Here is a 14,628-nt window from a genome sequence, read left to right on the forward strand (position 1 = left end):
AGCCGATCAGCCCTGCTCGGCCGCGGCGTCCTTCGCGGCGTCGGTGGCCGGGTCGGCGACGTCGAGCTCGGTGGCGATCTCGCCGTACGCCGTCTCGGCGGCGGCCTGCTCGGCCTCCTTCTTCGAACGCCCCACGCCGTTGCCGTAGAGACGACCGCGGACCCGGACCTGGGCCGTGAAGGTCTTCATGTGGTCGGGGCCGTCGTCGGCGATGACGTACTCGGGCACGCCGAGCCCGTGCTCGGCCGACAGCTCCTGCAGCGAGGTCTTCCAGTCGAGGCCCGCGCCCATGGCGGAGGCCGCCTCGATGAGCGGGTCGAAGAGCCGGTGCACGACGGGCGCGGAGACCTCGAATCCGCCGCTGAGGTGCACGGCGCCGATGACGGCCTCCACGGTGTCGGAGAGGATCGACGCCTTCTCGCGGCCGCCGGTGGTCTCCTCGCCGCGGCCGAGCTTCACGTGCTCGCCGACGCCGATGCCCCGACCGACCTCGGCCAGCGCGCGGGCGTTGACGACCGCGGCACGCAACTTCGCCAGCCGCCCCTCGGAGAGGTCCGGGTGGGTGCGGTAGAGCGTCTCGGTGACGACGACTCCGAGCACGGAGTCACCGAGGAACTCGAGGCGCTCGTTGGTCGGGAGCCCGCCGTTCTCGTAGGCGTAGGAACGGTGGGTGAGCGCGCGCTCGAGCAGCTCGGGGTCCAGGACGGGGTCCCCGAGCGCTGCTCGCAGCGCGGCGTAGTTGGTCAGCGGACCGGGGCCGGTCAGAGGACCTGACGCCGGTCGGCGCGGGCACCGTACTGGCCGCACTCGCCGCACGCGCGGTGCGGGAGGTGCTTGGCACCGCAGGCGGGGTTCGCGCAGGTCACCAGGGACGGCGCCACGGCCTTCCAGGCCGAGCGACGGTGACGCGTGTTGCTGCGCGACATCTTCCGCTTCGGGACAGCCACAGTTCTCTCCTCTAACCAGGACCGGGATGCCCGGCCACTCTCGATCTCAGTCTTGGTCCTGCTGGTCCTGCTTCAGGGCGGCCAGTCCGGCCCACCGCGGGTCGATCGGCTCCTCGTGCGCGTGGTCTGGATCGTCCTTGAGCCGGGCCCCGCACTCGGGGCACAACCCGGGACAGTCGTCCGAGCACTTCGGCTGGAACGGCAGTGCGAGCACCACCGCGTCCCGCAGCAGGGGCTCGAGGTCGACCAGATCTCCCTCGAGCGTGCTGACCTCGTCGTCCTCCCCGGAGGGGTCGCGCTGGTCCTCGTAGACGAACAGCTCCTGGAAGTCGACCTCCATGTCGTCGGAGATCGGCTCCAGGCACCGCGCGCACTCACCGGCGAGCTCGACCGAGGCCGCGCCCGTCACCAGCACGCCCTCCATGACCGCTTCCAGCCGCAGGTCGAGCTCGACCTGGGAGCCTTCCGGGACACGGAGGACTTCGATGCCCAGATCTGCCGGTGCCGGAACCGTCCGCGTCACCTGTTGCTGGGACCCCGGGCGGCGGCCGAGCTCGCGGGTGTCGAGCACGAGCGGCGCTCTCGGGTCCAGGCTGCTCAGGGTTCTACTTCCGGATTCAGGCACGACAGATCAGCGAGAAGCGTACCGGTCGGGCGCTGGCCCGACCAACTTCACCCGGTTCCGGACGCTCGCTCGGCCTGGCGGAGCGTCAGCCGGGCGTGCACGGCCGGGGGCACGAGCGTGGAGACGTCGCCCCCGAGCGAGGCGACCTCCTTGACCAGGCTGGACGACACGTAGCCCCACGACGCGTTCGTGGGGACGAAGACGGTCTCGACGCCGGTGAGGTGCGAGTTCATCTGGGCCATCGGCAGCTCGTACTCGTAGTCGTTGCCGCCGCGCAGGCCCTTGACGATCGCCTGCGCGCCGATCTCGCGGCAGAAGTCGACGATCAGGCCGCTGAACCCCATCACGGTGACGTTCGGCAGGTCGACACACACCTCGCGCAGCATCTCCAGCCGCGCCTCGGGGTCGAAGAGGCGCGACTTCGACGGGTTGGCCCCGGTGGCGACGACGAGCTCGTCGAAGATCGCGGCGGCGCGCCGGATGATGTCGAGATGACCGTTGGTCACCGGGTCGAACGATCCGGGGCACACGGCGCGCGTCATGGCGTGGAGGCTACCGTCCCGGCCCGGACTCGGCGTACCAGAGCGTGGTCTCGCCGTAGCGCCTCATCCGGGTCTCGACGATGCCCGCGGGCCAGGTCGGCTCGGGGCTGCGGAACGAACGCTCGACGACCACCAGGGCGCCGGGCGTCAGCCAGCCGTGCTCGACGAGCGCCCCGAGGTCGCCGGCGAGCGCCTCCTCCCCCAGCGGGTAGGGCGGGTCGAGGAACGCGACGTCGTACGACGCGCTCGGCGGCTTGCGCAGGGTCGTCGCGACCGAGCCGACGAGGACGTGGGCCTTCGCGAAGCCGATCGTCCGGGCGTTGTCGCCGATCAGCGCGGCGGTGCGGCGGTCCTGCTCGACGAGCGTCACAGCTGCCGCGCCGCGCGACCAGCCCTCGAGGCCGACCGCGCCCGACCCGGCGTACAGGTCGAGGAAGCGGAGCCCGTGCAGCGAGCCGCACCACGACTCGATCGCGGAGAAGAGCGCCTCGCGCACCCGGTCGCTGGTCGGGCGCGTCGCCGCCCCGCGGGGCGTCTGGAGGCGCCGCCCGCCGGCCCGTCCCCCGATGATCCGCGTCATCGCTACGACTTCTCGAGGAAGTCGGCCTGGACGGATGCCTCGAGCCGCGCGACCGCCCCGGCGAGACCAGGGGCATGGCCGAGATCGGCGTCGGCGTCGAGCAGCGCGTTGGCGGCCTCTCGGGCCTGGACGATCGTCTTCTCGTCACGAAGCACCCGCAGGTTCTGCAACCCCGAGTGGTAGCCCGACTGCGACTTCCCGAGGACGTCGCCCTCGCGTCGCTGCTCGAGGTCGACCCGGCTGAGCTCGAAGCCGTCGGTGGTGGCCGCGACGGCCGCGAGCCGCTCGCGTGCGTCGCCGCCCGGCTCGGCGTGCGAGACCAGGAGGCAGAGGCCGGGGTGCCCGCCGCGGCCGACCCGGCCGCGCAGCTGGTGGAGCTGGGAGACGCCGAAGCGGTCGGCGTCGAGCAGCACCATCGCCGTGGCGTTGGCGACGTCGACGCCGACCTCGATCACGGTCGTCGAGACCAGCACGTCGATGTCTCCGGCCGCGAAGGCGCGCATCACCCGGTCCTTCTCCTCGGGCGGCAGCCTGCCGTGGAGCCTCTCCACCCGGAGTCCGGCCAGGGGCCCATCGGCCAGCTGCGCCGCGACCTCCTCGACGGCCGACAGGCCCCCGGCCGGTCGCTCGGGCGTGACGACGTTGCCGTCCTCGTCGACCTCTCCGAACTCGTACAGATCGTCGGTCTCGCCCTGCTCCTGCTCCTCGCCGGTGATCCGCGGACACACGACGTAGGCCTGGTGGCCCTTCTCGACCTCCTCGCGGACCCGCTCCCACACGCGACCGAGCCAGCCGGGGTGCTCGCCGAGGGGTACGACGTTGGTCTGGATGGGCGCACGCCCGGCCGGGAGCTCGGTGAGCGTCGAGGTCTCGAGGTCGCCGAAGACCGTCATCGCGACCGTGCGCGGGATCGGCGTCGCCGTCATCACGAGCACGTGCGGCGGCGCGCCGGCCTTGTCGGTGAGCGCGGCGCGCTGCTCGACGCCGAAGCGGTGCTGCTCGTCGACGACCACGAGACCGAGGTCCGCGAAGATCACCTTCTCCTCGAGCAGCGCGTGGGTGCCGATCACGATGCCTGCCTCGCCGGTCGCGATCCGCGACATCGGCTCGGTGCGCTGGGCCTTCGTCATCGACCCGGTCAACAGCTCGACGTTCGTCGCGTCGGCGGCCCCGCCGAGCATCCCGCCCGCGGCCAGGTCGCCGAGCATCGCGGTGATCGAGCGGTGGTGCTGCTGCGCGAGCACCTCGGTCGGCGCCAGCAGCGCGGCCTGGCCGCCGGAGTCGACGACCCGCAGCATCGCGCGCAGCGCGACCAGGGTCTTGCCGGAGCCGACCTCGCCCTGGAGCAGGCGGTTCATCGGATGGTCCTGCGCCAGGTCGGCCTCGATCTGCGCGCCGATCTCGCGCTGCCCCGCGGTCAGCTCGAAGGGCAGCCGGGTGTCGAACGCCGCCAGCAGGCCGCCCTGGTCGCCGGCGCGCGCCCGCGCGCCGAGCGCCCGGACCTCGCGACGCCTGCGGGCCAGCACGAGCTGGGTGACCAGCGCCTCCTCGAAGCGGAAGCGGCGCTGCGCCCGGGTGATCTCGGCGTAGTCGTCGGGAGCGTGGACGAGCTCGAGCGCTCGACGGGCCTCGAGCAGGTCGTACTGCTCCCGGATCTCGGCCGGCAGCACGTCGGGAACGTCGTCGACCACCGACAGCGCGAAGGCGATCGCCTTCTGGACGTCCCAGGAGTCGACACCCTTGGTGAGCGGATAGATGGGGTAGAAGGCACGCAGCGTCTCCAGCGAGAGCTCGGCGAGGTCCTCGCCACCGCTGCCGAAGAGCACCATCTGCGGGTTGGTGAGCTGCCAGTCGCCGCGGAAGCTCCCGACCTTGCCGAGGAAGATTCCCCGACGCCCCTCGGCGAGCCGGGAGACGTTCCAGTCCGCGATGCGGCCCGACTGGGCGAAGAACGACATCCGCAGGCTGGCGCCGTCGGCGTACACGATCGTGTCGACGCGGTACGCCGTGCGCCCGGTGCGCCGGTCGGTGTAGGTCCTCTTCTGCGGCTTCCCGAGGCGGCCGGAGATCGTCAGCATCTCCCCTTCGTGCAGCCGCTCCACCCGGCTGAGCTCGCCCGTCTTGAGGTAGCGCCGTGGGAAGTGGCGGAGCAGGTCGCCGACCGTGCGCAGCCCGAGCCGCTCGACGATGGCGTCGCGCTTCTTCTTCTGGTCACCGAGGACGGTGGCGACGGGCGAGTCGAGCGTGATCACGGACGTTCCTTCATTCGGCCCCTCATTCGGCCCCTCATTCGGCAGAGATCAGCAACGGGTAGCGCGGCTGCCCTCCGTCGTACACCACGACGTCGACAGCGGGGTGGTGCTCCTCGACGTACGCCGCGCAGCGGGTGGCCAGCGTGCCCTCGGCGTCGTCCTCGCCGGCGACGATCGTGACGAGCTCGCCGCCGCCGGCCAGCAGCCGGTCGACGACGTCCCTGGCGACCTCGAGCAGGTCGGGGCCGACGACGGCGAAGTCGCCGGCGACCACGCCGAGGACGTCACCGGGCTCGCAGGGTCCCGCCATCGTGATCGCCTGCCTCGCGGCGACGGTCACGGCGCCCTGGCGCGCGTGGCGGGCGGTCGCCGTCATCTCGAGCACGTCCTGGTCGAAGGCCCGGCCGGGCTCGTGGACGGCGATCGCGGCGAGCCCGGTGACCTGCGCGTGGGTCGGGATCACGGCGATGCGCAGCGCGCTGCCGAGGTCGGCCTCCGCGGTGCGGGCCGCGGTCTCGGCCGCCCGGACCGAGTCGGCGTCGTTGGGGAGGACGACGACCTCGGCCGCGCCGCACGTGGTGATCGCCTCGAGCAGGTCTCCGGTGGAGGGCCGCTGGCCTGGACCGCCGCGCACGACGACCGCGCCCGCGGCCTCGAAGAGCCGCGCCAGGCCGTCGCCCGCCGCGACCGCGATCACCCGGCGGCCGGTGCGCGTCGACGGGGTGCGAGCGCGGGCCGCCTCCACCTGCTCGGCGAAGTGGGTGACCCGGATCCGGTGCGGTCGGCCGGCACCGATGCCGGCCTCGATCGCGGCGCCCACGTCGTCGACGTGCACGTGGACGTTCCAGAGCCCGTCGCCGCCGACCACCACCAGCGAGTCGCCGAGCGGCGCGAGCGCCTCGCGCAGGGCGGGCACGGCCGCGTCGTCGGCGTCGAGCAGGTACATGACCTCGTACGACGGGCCCTCCGCGCTGAGGTCGCCCCCGGCCGGCCGGGTGGCCGGCACCGGGATGTGCCGCGTGCCGAGCGGGGAGGTGACCGGCACCGGGCGTCGCCCGGTCAGCACGGTCTCGGCCGCGTCGAGGATCACGCTGACCCCGCGCCCGCCCGCGTCGACGACCCCGGCCGCGGCCAGGGTCGGCAGCTGCTCAGGGGTCCGGGCGAGCGCCTCGCGGGCCGCCGCCGCGGCGACGGCGAACACGTCGCGCGCGCGGGTGCCGGGGCCCTCCGCGCTGGCGACGGCCGCGCCGGCAGCGGCGCGGATCACGCTGAGCATCGTGCCCTCGACCGGCGTACCCACCGCCGCGTAGCTCGCCTCGGCCGCCTCGTGCAGCGCCGCGGCCATGACCCGGGCGTTGCGCTCGTCGGGGCCCGCCTGCGAGATCCGGCGGGCGATCGCGCCGAGCATCTCGCTGAGGATCACCCCGGAGTTGCCCCGGGCGCCGAGCAGGGCGCCGCGGCTGAACGTCGCGAGAGCGGCGCCGACCTCGAGGTCGTGGTCCGCCTCGACCACGCCGCGGATGGCGTCCCGACCGGCGGAGACGGTGAGGTACATGTTCGTGCCGGTGTCGCCGTCGGGCACGGGGAACACGTTGAGCGCGTCGATCTCCTCGCGGGCGGCGGCGAGGGCGTCGGTGGCGAGGTCCACGAAGCGGAGCACGACCTCGACCGTGATGACACCGCCGCGCGGAGTTTCCATCGCCGTCCTCGATCGGGGAGACTGTCCGGGTGCCGCGTGCGGCGCTCCGGGAGATGAGTGCCACAGGCTAGTGGCCATCGCGCGATTTCCGCGTCCGCGGGGTGGTCGGATACGCTGGTGCGGTTGCCCGTTCGCGGGCCCCTCGCTCTGTCAGATCATCGATTCGTTTCAGGAGTACCTCGTGGCTGCCGTCTGCGACATCTGCGCCAAGAAGCCGGGCTTCGGCAACAACCGGCCGTGGTCGCGCAAGATCACGAAGCGTCGGTTCGACCCCAACATCCAGCGCGTGCGGGCGACCGTCAACGGCACCCCGAAGCGCCTGAACGTCTGCACCGGCTGCCTCAAGGCCGGCAAGGTCACCCGCTGACCTGACGTCGTCTCGTCGACGAGGCCCCGACCCTGTGGTCGGGGCCTCGTCGCGTCTGGGGCCGGATCGGTGCAGGGATACCCGGTCCACCGGGTATCCCTGCACTTCTCGCCTGCAACACCCGATAAGTGCAGGGAGTGCCCGAGAAGTCCGTCAGAAGTGTGACCAGCCCGTGGGCCCGTCGTACGCCGCGCCGTCGACCGTGACGCCGGCCCCCTCCCCGACCGCCCCGATGACGGCCCAGCCGTCGGGCACGGCGGCCACGTCGGCGTAGGTCGCGAGCAGCGCGTGGTCCTCCCCTCCGCCGAGGATGAACGACAGCGGCTCGGCCCCCAGCGCGGCGCCGACGGCGTGCAACGGCTCGGGTACCTCGAACGCCGCCGTGTGCACGTCGATCGCCACCTCCGACAGGTCGGCGATGTGGCCGGCGTCCGCCAGCAGGCCGTCGGAGACGTCGATCATCGCGGTCGCACCGGCCTCGGCGGCGATCCGGCCCGCGTCGTACGGCGGCTCGGGGCGACGGTAGGCGTCGACGAGCACGCGCGGCGAGCGGAACCCCCGCCCGAGCACGGCGAGGCCACCCGCCGACCAGCCCTGGCGGCCGTGGAGGGCGAGCACGTCGCCCGGACGGGCGCCCGAGCGCAGCACGGGCGCCTGGGTGCACCCACCGAGGACGGTCACCGCGATCACGATCTCGTGGGCGCTGGTGAGGTCGCCGCCCACGACGCTGGCGCCGACCAGCGCGCACTCGTCGGCGAAGCCACGGGCGAAGTCGAGGGCCCACCGGGCGGGCAGGTCGCCCGGCGCCGCCAGCCCGACGGTCAGCGACGTGGCGCGGCCGCCCATCGCGTTGATGTCGGACAGGTTCTGGGCGGCCGCCCGGTGGCCGACGTCCTCGGCGCTCGCCCAGTCGCGACGGAAGTGCCGACCCTCGACGACGAGGTCGGTCGAGACCACGACGTGGCCGTTGCGGATCCGCAGCACCGCGGCGTCGTCGCCCGGACCCACGAGGACCTGCTCCCCCTGCGGGAAGAGGTCCACCAGCGCCGAGATCAGCCCGAACTCCCCCGCATCGGCGAGCGTGGCGTCGGGCGGGAACGGAGCGGGGGCGGCCATGACCCCATCCCACCAGACGCCGGGGTCCACGGCGCGCGGCCACCTACCGACACGCGAGTACCGCACGGTAGGTTGGGGCGTCCCTGCCAGCAACAACCCGAGGGAGAGCTCGATGGTCGTCCAGGCGTACATCCTGATCCAGACCGACGTCGGCAAGGCCGCCGAGGTGGCGTCCGCCATCGCCCAGGTCAAGGGCGTGACCCTCGCCGAGGACGTCACCGGTCCCTACGACGTGATCGTGCGCGCCGAGGCCCGCAACGTCGACGAGCTGGGCAAGCTGGTGGTCTCGAAGGTGCAGAACCTCGACGGCATCACCCGCACGCTGACCTGCCCGGTCGTCCACATCTGAGTGCCCCACCTCGCGCGACTCCGGCGCCCCGTGTCGCTGACGACACGGGGCGCCGTCGCATGCGTGGCGGTCGCGCTGGTCGCCGGCTGCTCCGCGGGACCCGTCGAGATCGACGCCCCTGACCTCTCCTCGGCCGACGCCGCCACCTGCCGGAGCCTCGTCGACGACCTGCCCGAGACCCTCGCCGGACAGGAGCGACGCGAGACGAGCGGCGACACGGCGTACGGCGCCGCCTGGGGTGACCCCGCCATCGTCGTGACGTGCGGGGTCGCCGAGCCCGCCGACTTCACCGCGGGCGCGAGCTGTGTGCGCGTCGACGACGCCAGCTGGTTCGTGCCCGACGACGTGATGGCCGCCGCCGCGGACGGCGATCAGGACGTCGACGTGACCGCGACCGAGCTCAACCACCACCCGCGGGTCGAGCTCCGGCTGCCGTCCGACTACCGCCCCGACGGCTTCGGCAACGCCATCGGTGCGCTCGCCAAGGTGATCGCGCGCGACCTGGACGAGGTCGACGGGTGCTGAGCTGAGCCGGCCGGTCAGCGCAGGCCGGTGTCGCGCGCGAGCGCGAGCCGGATCAGCCGGTCCACCAGCGCCGGGTAGTCGACGCCGGACGCCGCCCACATCTGCGGGTACATCGAGGTCGGCGTGAAGCCGGGCATCGTGTTGATCTCGTTGACCACGACCCGGCCGTCCGCGAGCACGAAGAAGTCGACCCTCGCGAGCCCCTCGCAGCCGACCGCCGTGAACGCGCGCACCGAGAGCTCCCTGACCTGCTCGGTCACCTCGGCGGGGAGGTCGGCCGGGATGTCGATCTCGGTGTGCTCGCCGGGAAGGTACTTGGCGGCGAAGTCGTAGAACTCGTGGTCGCCGCCGACGCGCAGCTCGGCCGGGAGGCTGGTCTCGGGGGTCCCTTCGAGCGCCTGCAGCACCCCGCACTCGATCTCGCGGGCGTCGACGGCCGCCGCCTCCACGAGGATCTTCGGGTCGTAGCGGGCGGCCTCCTCGATCGCGGCGTCGAGCTCGGAGGCGTCGTGGACCTTGGAGATGCCGAAGCTCGAGCCGCCGCGCGCCGGCTTCACGAACTGGGGGAACCCCAGCCGCGCGGCCTGGTCGCGGCACCGCACGGCGTCGCGCTCCCACTCCCTCGCGGTCACCACCACCCAGGGCAGGACCGGCAGGCCGGCCGCCTGGAGCACCACCTTCATGTAGGCCTTGTCCATGCTGACGGCCGAGGCCAGGACGCCGGCGCCGACGTAGCGGACCCCGGCCATCTCGAGCATCCCCTGGATGGTGCCGTCCTCTCCCCAGGGCCCGTGCAGCAAGGGGAAGACGACGTCGACCTCGCCGAGCGTGCGCGGCGGGCTCGCCGGCTCGGTGACGACCAGCCCCGTCGACGCCGCCTCGGGCGCGAGCGCGATCGTGGCCCGGTCGCCGTCGACCGACGGGAGCCGGTCGGGTCCCTGGATCCGCAGCCGCTCCGGGTCGCCGGACTCCAGCACCCAGCGACCGTCGATCGCGATGCCGATCGGGACGACGTCGTACTGCTCGGGGTCGATCGCGGCGAGCACGCTGCCGGCGGTGACGCAGGAGATCGCGTGCTCGCTGGACCGGCCGCCGAACACGACGGCGACTCGGGGCTTGCGGGGTGCCCGACCCGATGCGGAGTTCATCGGCTCGACCCTATCCATCTAGCGTGCACCCCATGACCGACGCCCCGCCCACCCCAGAGCCGAGCCTGCGACCCGCCACCGTCGCCGTGACCACCGGCCGGCCGCCGCACGAGGCCGACCAGCCGCTGAACCAGCCGATCGTGATGGCGTCGACCTACGTCGCGGGCGGCGATCTCGAGTACGGCCGCTACGGCAACCCCACCTGGGCGGCCTTCGAGGAGGCGCTCGGGGCCTTGGAGGGCGGCCGGGCGCTGGCCTTCTCCACGGGTCTCGCGGCGGTGGCGACGGTGCTCGACCTGGTCGGCCAGGGTGCGACCGTCGTCGCGCCGCGGCATGCCTACAACGGCAGCGTGATGCAGCTCGCCGACCTCGAGGCGCGCGGCCGGATCAAGGCCAGGCTGGTCGACATCACCGACACCGACTCCGTCATGGCCGCGTGTGACGGTGCCGCCCTGGTGTGGCTGGAGTCGCCGACGAACCCGGCGCTCGAGGTCGCCGACATCCCGACGATCCGCGCGGCCGCGCACGACGCCGGCGCCTACGTCGTCGTCGACAACACCTTCGCCACGCCCGTGCTGCAGCGACCGCTCGAGGACGAGGTCGACATTGTGCTGCACTCCGCGACGAAGTACCTCGCGGGCCACAGCGACGCCCTGCTCGGCGCCGTCGTGACCCGGGACGACGAGCTCCACGGCGTGCTCAAGGGCAGGCGCGACCTGGTCGGCGCGACCCCGGGCACCCTGGAGGCGTGGTTGGCACTGCGGGGCCTGCGGACGCTCCACCTGCGCGTCGAGCGGGCCCAGGACAACGCGCGGGAGCTGGTCCGCAGGCTGCAGGCCCACCCGGCGATCGGCGAGGTCCGCTACCCGGGCTTCGGCGGCATCGTCGCGATCGTCCTCGCCCAGGGGGCGATGGCGGCCGACCTGCTGACCCACAAGACCGCGCTCTGGGTCAACGCCACCTCGCTCGGCGGCGTCGAGTCGACGTTCGAGCGGCGGCGTCGCTGGCGCAGCGAGGCCGCCACGATCCCCGACGGGCTCGTGCGAATGTCGGTCGGCATCGAGGACGTCGACGACCTGTGGGCCGACCTCGAGAAGGCGCTCGACGACCTGGTCTGACCCGCCCGAAACTTTCGGGCGGGTCGGCGCTCGGGCCGCGGGGTCAGTCGGTTTCGGCCTTGGTGTCGCGGGTGAGGAAGGCGTCCATGGTCTGCTGCGCGGTCATCCGGCCGGCGATGACCTCGTCGACGTACTGCGCGACCGGTGCGTCGACCCCGGTGCGCTCGGCGAGCGCCCGCAGGGACGAGCAGGACTTCGCGCCCTCGGCGACCTGACGCGTGGACGCGACGATCTCCTCGGTCGTCATGCCCTGCCCCAGCTTCTCCCCGAACGTGCGGTTGCGCGACAGCGGCGACGAGCACGTCGCGACCAGGTCGCCGAGGCCGGCGAGGCCCATCAGCGTCAGCGGGTTGGCGCCCAGGGCCATCGCCAGCCGTGCGGTCTCGGCGAGGCCGCGGGTGATGACGGAGGCAGTGGTGTTGTCGCCGAACCCCAGTCCCACGGCCATGCCGACCGAGAGCGCCACGACGTTCTTGTAGGCGCCGCCCAGCTCGCAGCCCAGCACGTCGACGCTCGTGTAGGGGCGGAACGCCGGCGAGTGCACGCGCGCCTGGATGCGCTTCGCGACCTCCTCGTCCGCGCACGCCACGACCGACGCGGCGGGCTCGCGGCGCGCGATCTCCTTGGCGAGGTTGGGTCCGCTGACGGCCGCGATCCGCTCCGGACCGGCGCCGGTGACCTCGGCGATCACCTGGCTCATCCGCTCGAGCGTGCCGAGCTCCACGCCCTTCATCAGCGACACGAGCACCGCCCCGGGCTCGACGTACGGCGCCCACTCGGTGAGGTTCGCGCGCAGGGACTGCGACGGCGTGGCGAGCACGACGACGTCGGCGCCGTGCAGCGCCTTCTCGACGTCGTGGGTCGCCTGGACGGCCGGCGGGAGCTCGACGCCCGGGAGGTACTCGCTGTTCTCGCGTTTGTCGTTGACCGTCGCGGCGACCTCCTCGCGGCGCGCCCACAGCGTGACGTCGTTGCCGGCGTCGGCCAGCACGATCGAGAAGGCCGTGCCCCAGGAGCCGGCGCCGAAGACGGCGACCTTGCCGTGCGAAGCGGTCACGACGGGTCCTCCCCGGGGATCTTGTTCTCGGGCTCGGGCTTGTTCGGGTTGCCGGTCTGGCGCACCCCCGCCCGCCTCATGTCGAAGCGCTCGATGGGAGCCGTCTCCCCCCGCACCTCCTCGACCAGCGCGGTGATCGCGGCCATGATCCGGTCGGTCGTCTGCTGGATCACCGCGACCGAGCGCGGCTGGGCGGCGAGGTCGGACAGGTCGACCGGCTCCCCCACGAGCATGGTGACCAGCTTGCGCGGGAACAGGTCGGGCATCTTCGCGTACGGCGCCAGCAGCTGCTGCGCCCCCCACTGCCCCACCGGGATCACCGGGCAGCCGGTCTCGAGCGCGATCCGCGCCGCGCCCGACTTGCCCGTCATCGGCCAGCCCTCCGGATCGCGGGTGATCGTGCCCTCGGGGTAGACCACGACGCACTTGCCGCCGCGCACGGCGGCGACCGCGGCGTCGAACGCGCCCGCGGCGTTCCTGCTGAGGCGCTCGACGGGGATCTGCCCGGCGGCGGTGAGGAACGACGCGAGTGCCTTGTTCCGGAACAGCCCGGACTTGGCGAGGTAGTGCGGCAGCCGGCCGTGGTCGTAGACCAGGTGCGCCGCCGTGAGCGGGTCGACGTGCGACACGTGGTTGAGCACGATGATGCAGCCGCCGGCCTCGGGGATCCGCTCCCCTCCGATCCACTCGTGGGTGGTCGTGGCGACCAGAGCGCTGCGGACGATGGGCACGGCGAGGTGCCATGCCCAGTTGCGTCTCTCCTGCATCTTGCGAACGACCACGTGCGCAGGCTACTCGGTCGGATGCCCGGTGCCCGTCTGCGCCGCGGACGCCGTGCCGCCGTCCTCCTGCGCACCTGACAGGATCGGGTCGATGCCCCCGTCCCAGCTCGTCGCGACGTACGCCGTCCTGGTCCCGGTCAAGCCGCCGGCCGTCGGCAAGTCGCGCCTCGCCGGACTCGACGGCGACGCCCGCCGTCGGCTCGCCGAGGCGTTCGCGCAGGACACCGTGCGGGCGTGCCTACGCGCCGAGCGCGTGGCCGAGGTGCTGGTCGTGACCGACGACGCCCACTTCTCGACGGTGCTCTCGGCGCTGGGTTGCGACGCGATCCCCGACGGGGTCTCCGGTGACCTCAACGGGTCGCTGCGCCAGGCCGCGGCCGAGGCACGCCGGCGCTGGGCCGGCCTGGTGCCAGTCGCGATCTGCGCCGACCTGCCCGCGCTCCGGCCGGACGATCTCGACGCCGTGCTCGACCGGATGGGGGCGACGGTCCGCGACCGGCCACGCTTCGTCCCCGACGCCGCTGCCGTCGGCACCACCATGTACGCCGCGGCGCACGATCTCTTCGATCCCCGGTTCGGTCACGAGTCCCGCGCCGCCCACCTCGAGTCCGGGGCGCTGGAGGTGACGGACGCGCCCGCGTCCGTGCGCCGCGACGTCGACGACGCCGACGACCTGGCCGACGCGACCGGCCTCGGGCTCGGACCGGCCACGTCGGTCGCGATGCTCACCACATGACGAACGGGCCGCCACCCCGAGGGGTGACGGCCCGTCCGGGGAGCCGTTGGCGTCAGGCCTTCTTGGCCGTCTTCTTGGCCGTCTTCTTGGCCGTGGTCTTCTTGGCCGGAGCCTTCTTGGCCGGAGCCTTCTTGGCGGGCGCCTTCTTCGCAGGTGCCTTCTTCGCCGTCGAGGTCTTCTTGGCCGGCGCCTTCTTGGCCGGAGCGGTCTTCTTGGCCGGTGCCTTCTTGGCCGGAGCCTTCTTCGCGGTCTTCTTGGCGGGGGTGGCCTTCTTCGCTGCCGACGCCTTCTTGGCCGGTGCCGCCTTCTTCGCGGTCGAGGACTTCTTGGCGGTCGACGCCTTCTTGGCCGGAGCCGCCTTCTTGGCGGGCGCGGCCTTCTTCGCCGCCGACGCCTTCTTGGCCGCGGCGGGCGCTGCGGCCAGCGTCAGCTTCGGCAGCTTCTTGGCTCCCGAGACGACGTTCTTGAGGTCGGCGCCGGCGGTGAACTTCGGCACCGCCGTCTTCTTCGCCTTGATGCGCGCACCCGTCTGCGGGTTGCGGACCCAGCGTGCCTCGCGGATCCGCTTCTCGAACGAGCCGAAGCCGGTGATCGCGACCTTCTCGCCCCTCGTGACCTCGCGCGTGATCGTGTCGAGCACGGACTCGAGGGCGTGGGCGGCGGCCTTCTTGTTCCCGTCGAAACGGGACGAGAGAGCCTCGATGAACTCTGACTTGTTCACTGTCTTCCCTTCCAATGAACGCTTGTGGTCGAGCCCATGCTCGACTTTCTTCAATGCACGCTAG

Annotated in this window: 17 protein-coding genes; 5 read left to right on the forward strand and 12 right to left on the reverse strand. The window is 72.8% G+C overall.

Going from position 1 to position 14,628, the window contains the following annotated elements; translation table 11 throughout:
• Positions 1-6: 6 nt before the first annotated feature.
• The 7 genes from rnc to PZ894_RS04645 all read right to left on the reverse strand — a co-directional run bounded on the left by rnc (position 7) and on the right by PZ894_RS04645 (position 6,645).
• Positions 7-807, reverse strand: coding sequence for a ribonuclease III (rnc, locus tag PZ894_RS04615; protein WP_275742904.1), 801 nt, complete (start codon positions 805-807; stop codon positions 7-9).
• Positions 762-947: a 50S ribosomal protein L32 gene (rpmF, locus tag PZ894_RS04620; protein ID WP_243057252.1), complete on the reverse strand. Its 186-nt coding sequence runs from the start codon at positions 945-947 to the stop codon at positions 762-764. Before rpmF ends, rnc begins: the two co-directional genes overlap by 46 nt.
• Positions 948-993: 46 nt before the next feature.
• Positions 994-1,518 (reverse strand): DUF177 domain-containing protein, encoded by a 525-nt coding sequence (locus tag PZ894_RS04625; RefSeq protein ID WP_275742909.1) that lies wholly within the window; start codon positions 1,516-1,518, stop codon positions 994-996.
• Between the two features lie 101 nt (positions 1,519-1,619).
• Positions 1,620-2,114, reverse strand: a complete 495-nt coding sequence (gene coaD / locus PZ894_RS04630) for a pantetheine-phosphate adenylyltransferase (protein WP_275742911.1) — start codon at positions 2,112-2,114, stop codon at positions 1,620-1,622.
• Between the two features lie 10 nt (positions 2,115-2,124).
• Complete coding sequence (gene rsmD, locus PZ894_RS04635) at positions 2,125-2,694, reverse strand: 16S rRNA (guanine(966)-N(2))-methyltransferase RsmD (RefSeq protein ID WP_275742913.1); 570 nt, start codon at positions 2,692-2,694, stop codon at positions 2,125-2,127.
• 2 nt (positions 2,695-2,696) lie between these two features.
• Entirely contained in the window at positions 2,697-4,946 is a 2,250-nt protein-coding gene (locus PZ894_RS04640) for an ATP-dependent DNA helicase RecG (RefSeq protein ID WP_275742914.1), read from the reverse strand.
• A gap of 34 nt (positions 4,947-4,980) precedes the next feature.
• Positions 4,981-6,645, reverse strand: a complete 1,665-nt coding sequence (locus tag PZ894_RS04645; RefSeq protein ID WP_275742915.1) for a DAK2 domain-containing protein — start codon at positions 6,643-6,645, stop codon at positions 4,981-4,983.
• A gap of 181 nt (positions 6,646-6,826) precedes the next feature.
• Here PZ894_RS04645 and rpmB point away from each other — a divergent pair, with 181 nt between their 5' ends.
• Positions 6,827-7,012, forward strand: a complete 186-nt coding sequence (rpmB, locus tag PZ894_RS04650) for a 50S ribosomal protein L28 (RefSeq protein ID WP_011756723.1) — start codon at positions 6,827-6,829, stop codon at positions 7,010-7,012.
• 153 nt (positions 7,013-7,165) lie between these two features.
• On the opposite strand, the gene PZ894_RS04655 is transcribed toward rpmB, so the two are convergent.
• On the reverse strand, positions 7,166-8,128 hold the full coding sequence (locus PZ894_RS04655; protein WP_275742916.1) for a thiamine-phosphate kinase: 963 nt from the start codon (positions 8,126-8,128) through the stop codon (positions 7,166-7,168).
• Positions 8,129-8,240: 112 nt separating this feature from the next.
• Here PZ894_RS04655 and PZ894_RS04660 point away from each other — a divergent pair, with 112 nt between their 5' ends.
• Positions 8,241-8,477: an Lrp/AsnC ligand binding domain-containing protein gene (locus tag PZ894_RS04660; protein ID WP_056149245.1), complete on the forward strand. Its 237-nt coding sequence runs from the start codon at positions 8,241-8,243 to the stop codon at positions 8,475-8,477.
• Positions 8,478-8,540: 63 nt separating this feature from the next.
• Entirely contained in the window at positions 8,541-9,002 is a 462-nt protein-coding gene (locus PZ894_RS04665; protein WP_275742917.1) for a DUF3515 domain-containing protein, read from the forward strand.
• A gap of 14 nt (positions 9,003-9,016) precedes the next feature.
• Here the strand turns inward: PZ894_RS04665 and PZ894_RS04670 are convergent, their stop codons facing one another.
• Positions 9,017-10,150 carry a D-alanine--D-alanine ligase family protein gene (locus PZ894_RS04670; protein WP_275742918.1) on the reverse strand — a complete coding sequence of 378 codons (1,134 nt, stop codon included), beginning with the start codon at positions 10,148-10,150 and terminating at the stop codon, positions 9,017-9,019.
• Positions 10,151-10,182: 32 nt separating this feature from the next.
• On the opposite strand from PZ894_RS04670, the gene PZ894_RS04675 reads away from it, so the two are divergent.
• Positions 10,183-11,268: an aminotransferase class I/II-fold pyridoxal phosphate-dependent enzyme gene (locus PZ894_RS04675; protein WP_275742919.1), complete on the forward strand. Its 1,086-nt coding sequence runs from the start codon at positions 10,183-10,185 to the stop codon at positions 11,266-11,268.
• Between the two features lie 43 nt (positions 11,269-11,311).
• On the opposite strand, the gene PZ894_RS04680 is transcribed toward PZ894_RS04675, so the two are convergent.
• Both PZ894_RS04680 and PZ894_RS04685 read right to left on the reverse strand, forming a co-directional pair.
• The gene (locus tag PZ894_RS04680) at positions 11,312-12,325 is read right to left on the reverse strand and encodes an NAD(P)H-dependent glycerol-3-phosphate dehydrogenase (RefSeq protein ID WP_275742920.1); all 1,014 of its coding nucleotides are present in this window, start codon (positions 12,323-12,325) and stop codon (positions 11,312-11,314) included.
• Complete coding sequence (locus PZ894_RS04685; protein ID WP_275742921.1) at positions 12,322-13,107, reverse strand: lysophospholipid acyltransferase family protein; 786 nt, start codon at positions 13,105-13,107, stop codon at positions 12,322-12,324. The genes PZ894_RS04680 and PZ894_RS04685 overlap by 4 nt, the downstream gene beginning before the upstream one ends.
• Before the next feature lie 91 nt (positions 13,108-13,198).
• Between PZ894_RS04685 and cofC the strand changes: the two genes are divergently transcribed.
• On the forward strand, positions 13,199-13,843 hold the full coding sequence (gene cofC / locus PZ894_RS04690) for a 2-phospho-L-lactate guanylyltransferase (protein ID WP_275742922.1): 645 nt from the start codon (positions 13,199-13,201) through the stop codon (positions 13,841-13,843).
• Between the two features lie 52 nt (positions 13,844-13,895).
• Here cofC and PZ894_RS04695 read toward each other — a convergent pair whose 3' ends face one another.
• The gene (locus tag PZ894_RS04695) at positions 13,896-14,564 is read right to left on the reverse strand and encodes an HU family DNA-binding protein (RefSeq protein ID WP_275742923.1); all 669 of its coding nucleotides are present in this window, start codon (positions 14,562-14,564) and stop codon (positions 13,896-13,898) included.
• Positions 14,565-14,628: the final 64 nt, after the last annotated feature.

Origin of the sequence: Nocardioides sp. YIM 152315 (genome assembly GCF_029210375.1) — a bacterium.
In the GTDB taxonomy this organism is placed as follows: domain Bacteria; phylum Actinomycetota; class Actinomycetes; order Propionibacteriales; family Nocardioidaceae; genus Nocardioides.

What these genes read in the sequence shown, in the direction of transcription:
- coaD (WP_275742911.1), bottom strand. Translation starts at nt 2,114, where the DNA reads ATGACGCGCGCCGTGTGCCCCGGATCGTTCGACCCGGTGACCAACGGT.
- rsmD (WP_275742913.1), bottom strand. Translation starts at nt 2,694, where the DNA reads ATGACGCGGATCATCGGGGGACGGGCCGGCGGGCGGCGCCTCCAGACG.
- PZ894_RS04645 (WP_275742915.1), bottom strand. Translation starts at nt 6,645, where the DNA reads ATGGAAACTCCGCGCGGCGGTGTCATCACGGTCGAGGTCGTGCTCCGC.
- PZ894_RS04655 (WP_275742916.1), bottom strand. Translation starts at nt 8,128, where the DNA reads ATGGCCGCCCCCGCTCCGTTCCCGCCCGACGCCACGCTCGCCGATGCG.
- PZ894_RS04660 (WP_056149245.1), top strand. Translation starts at nt 8,241, where the DNA reads ATGGTCGTCCAGGCGTACATCCTGATCCAGACCGACGTCGGCAAGGCC.
- PZ894_RS04670 (WP_275742918.1), bottom strand. Translation starts at nt 10,150, where the DNA reads ATGAACTCCGCATCGGGTCGGGCACCCCGCAAGCCCCGAGTCGCCGTC.
- PZ894_RS04675 (WP_275742919.1), top strand. Translation starts at nt 10,183, where the DNA reads ATGACCGACGCCCCGCCCACCCCAGAGCCGAGCCTGCGACCCGCCACC.
- cofC (WP_275742922.1), top strand. Translation starts at nt 13,199, where the DNA reads ATGCCCCCGTCCCAGCTCGTCGCGACGTACGCCGTCCTGGTCCCGGTC.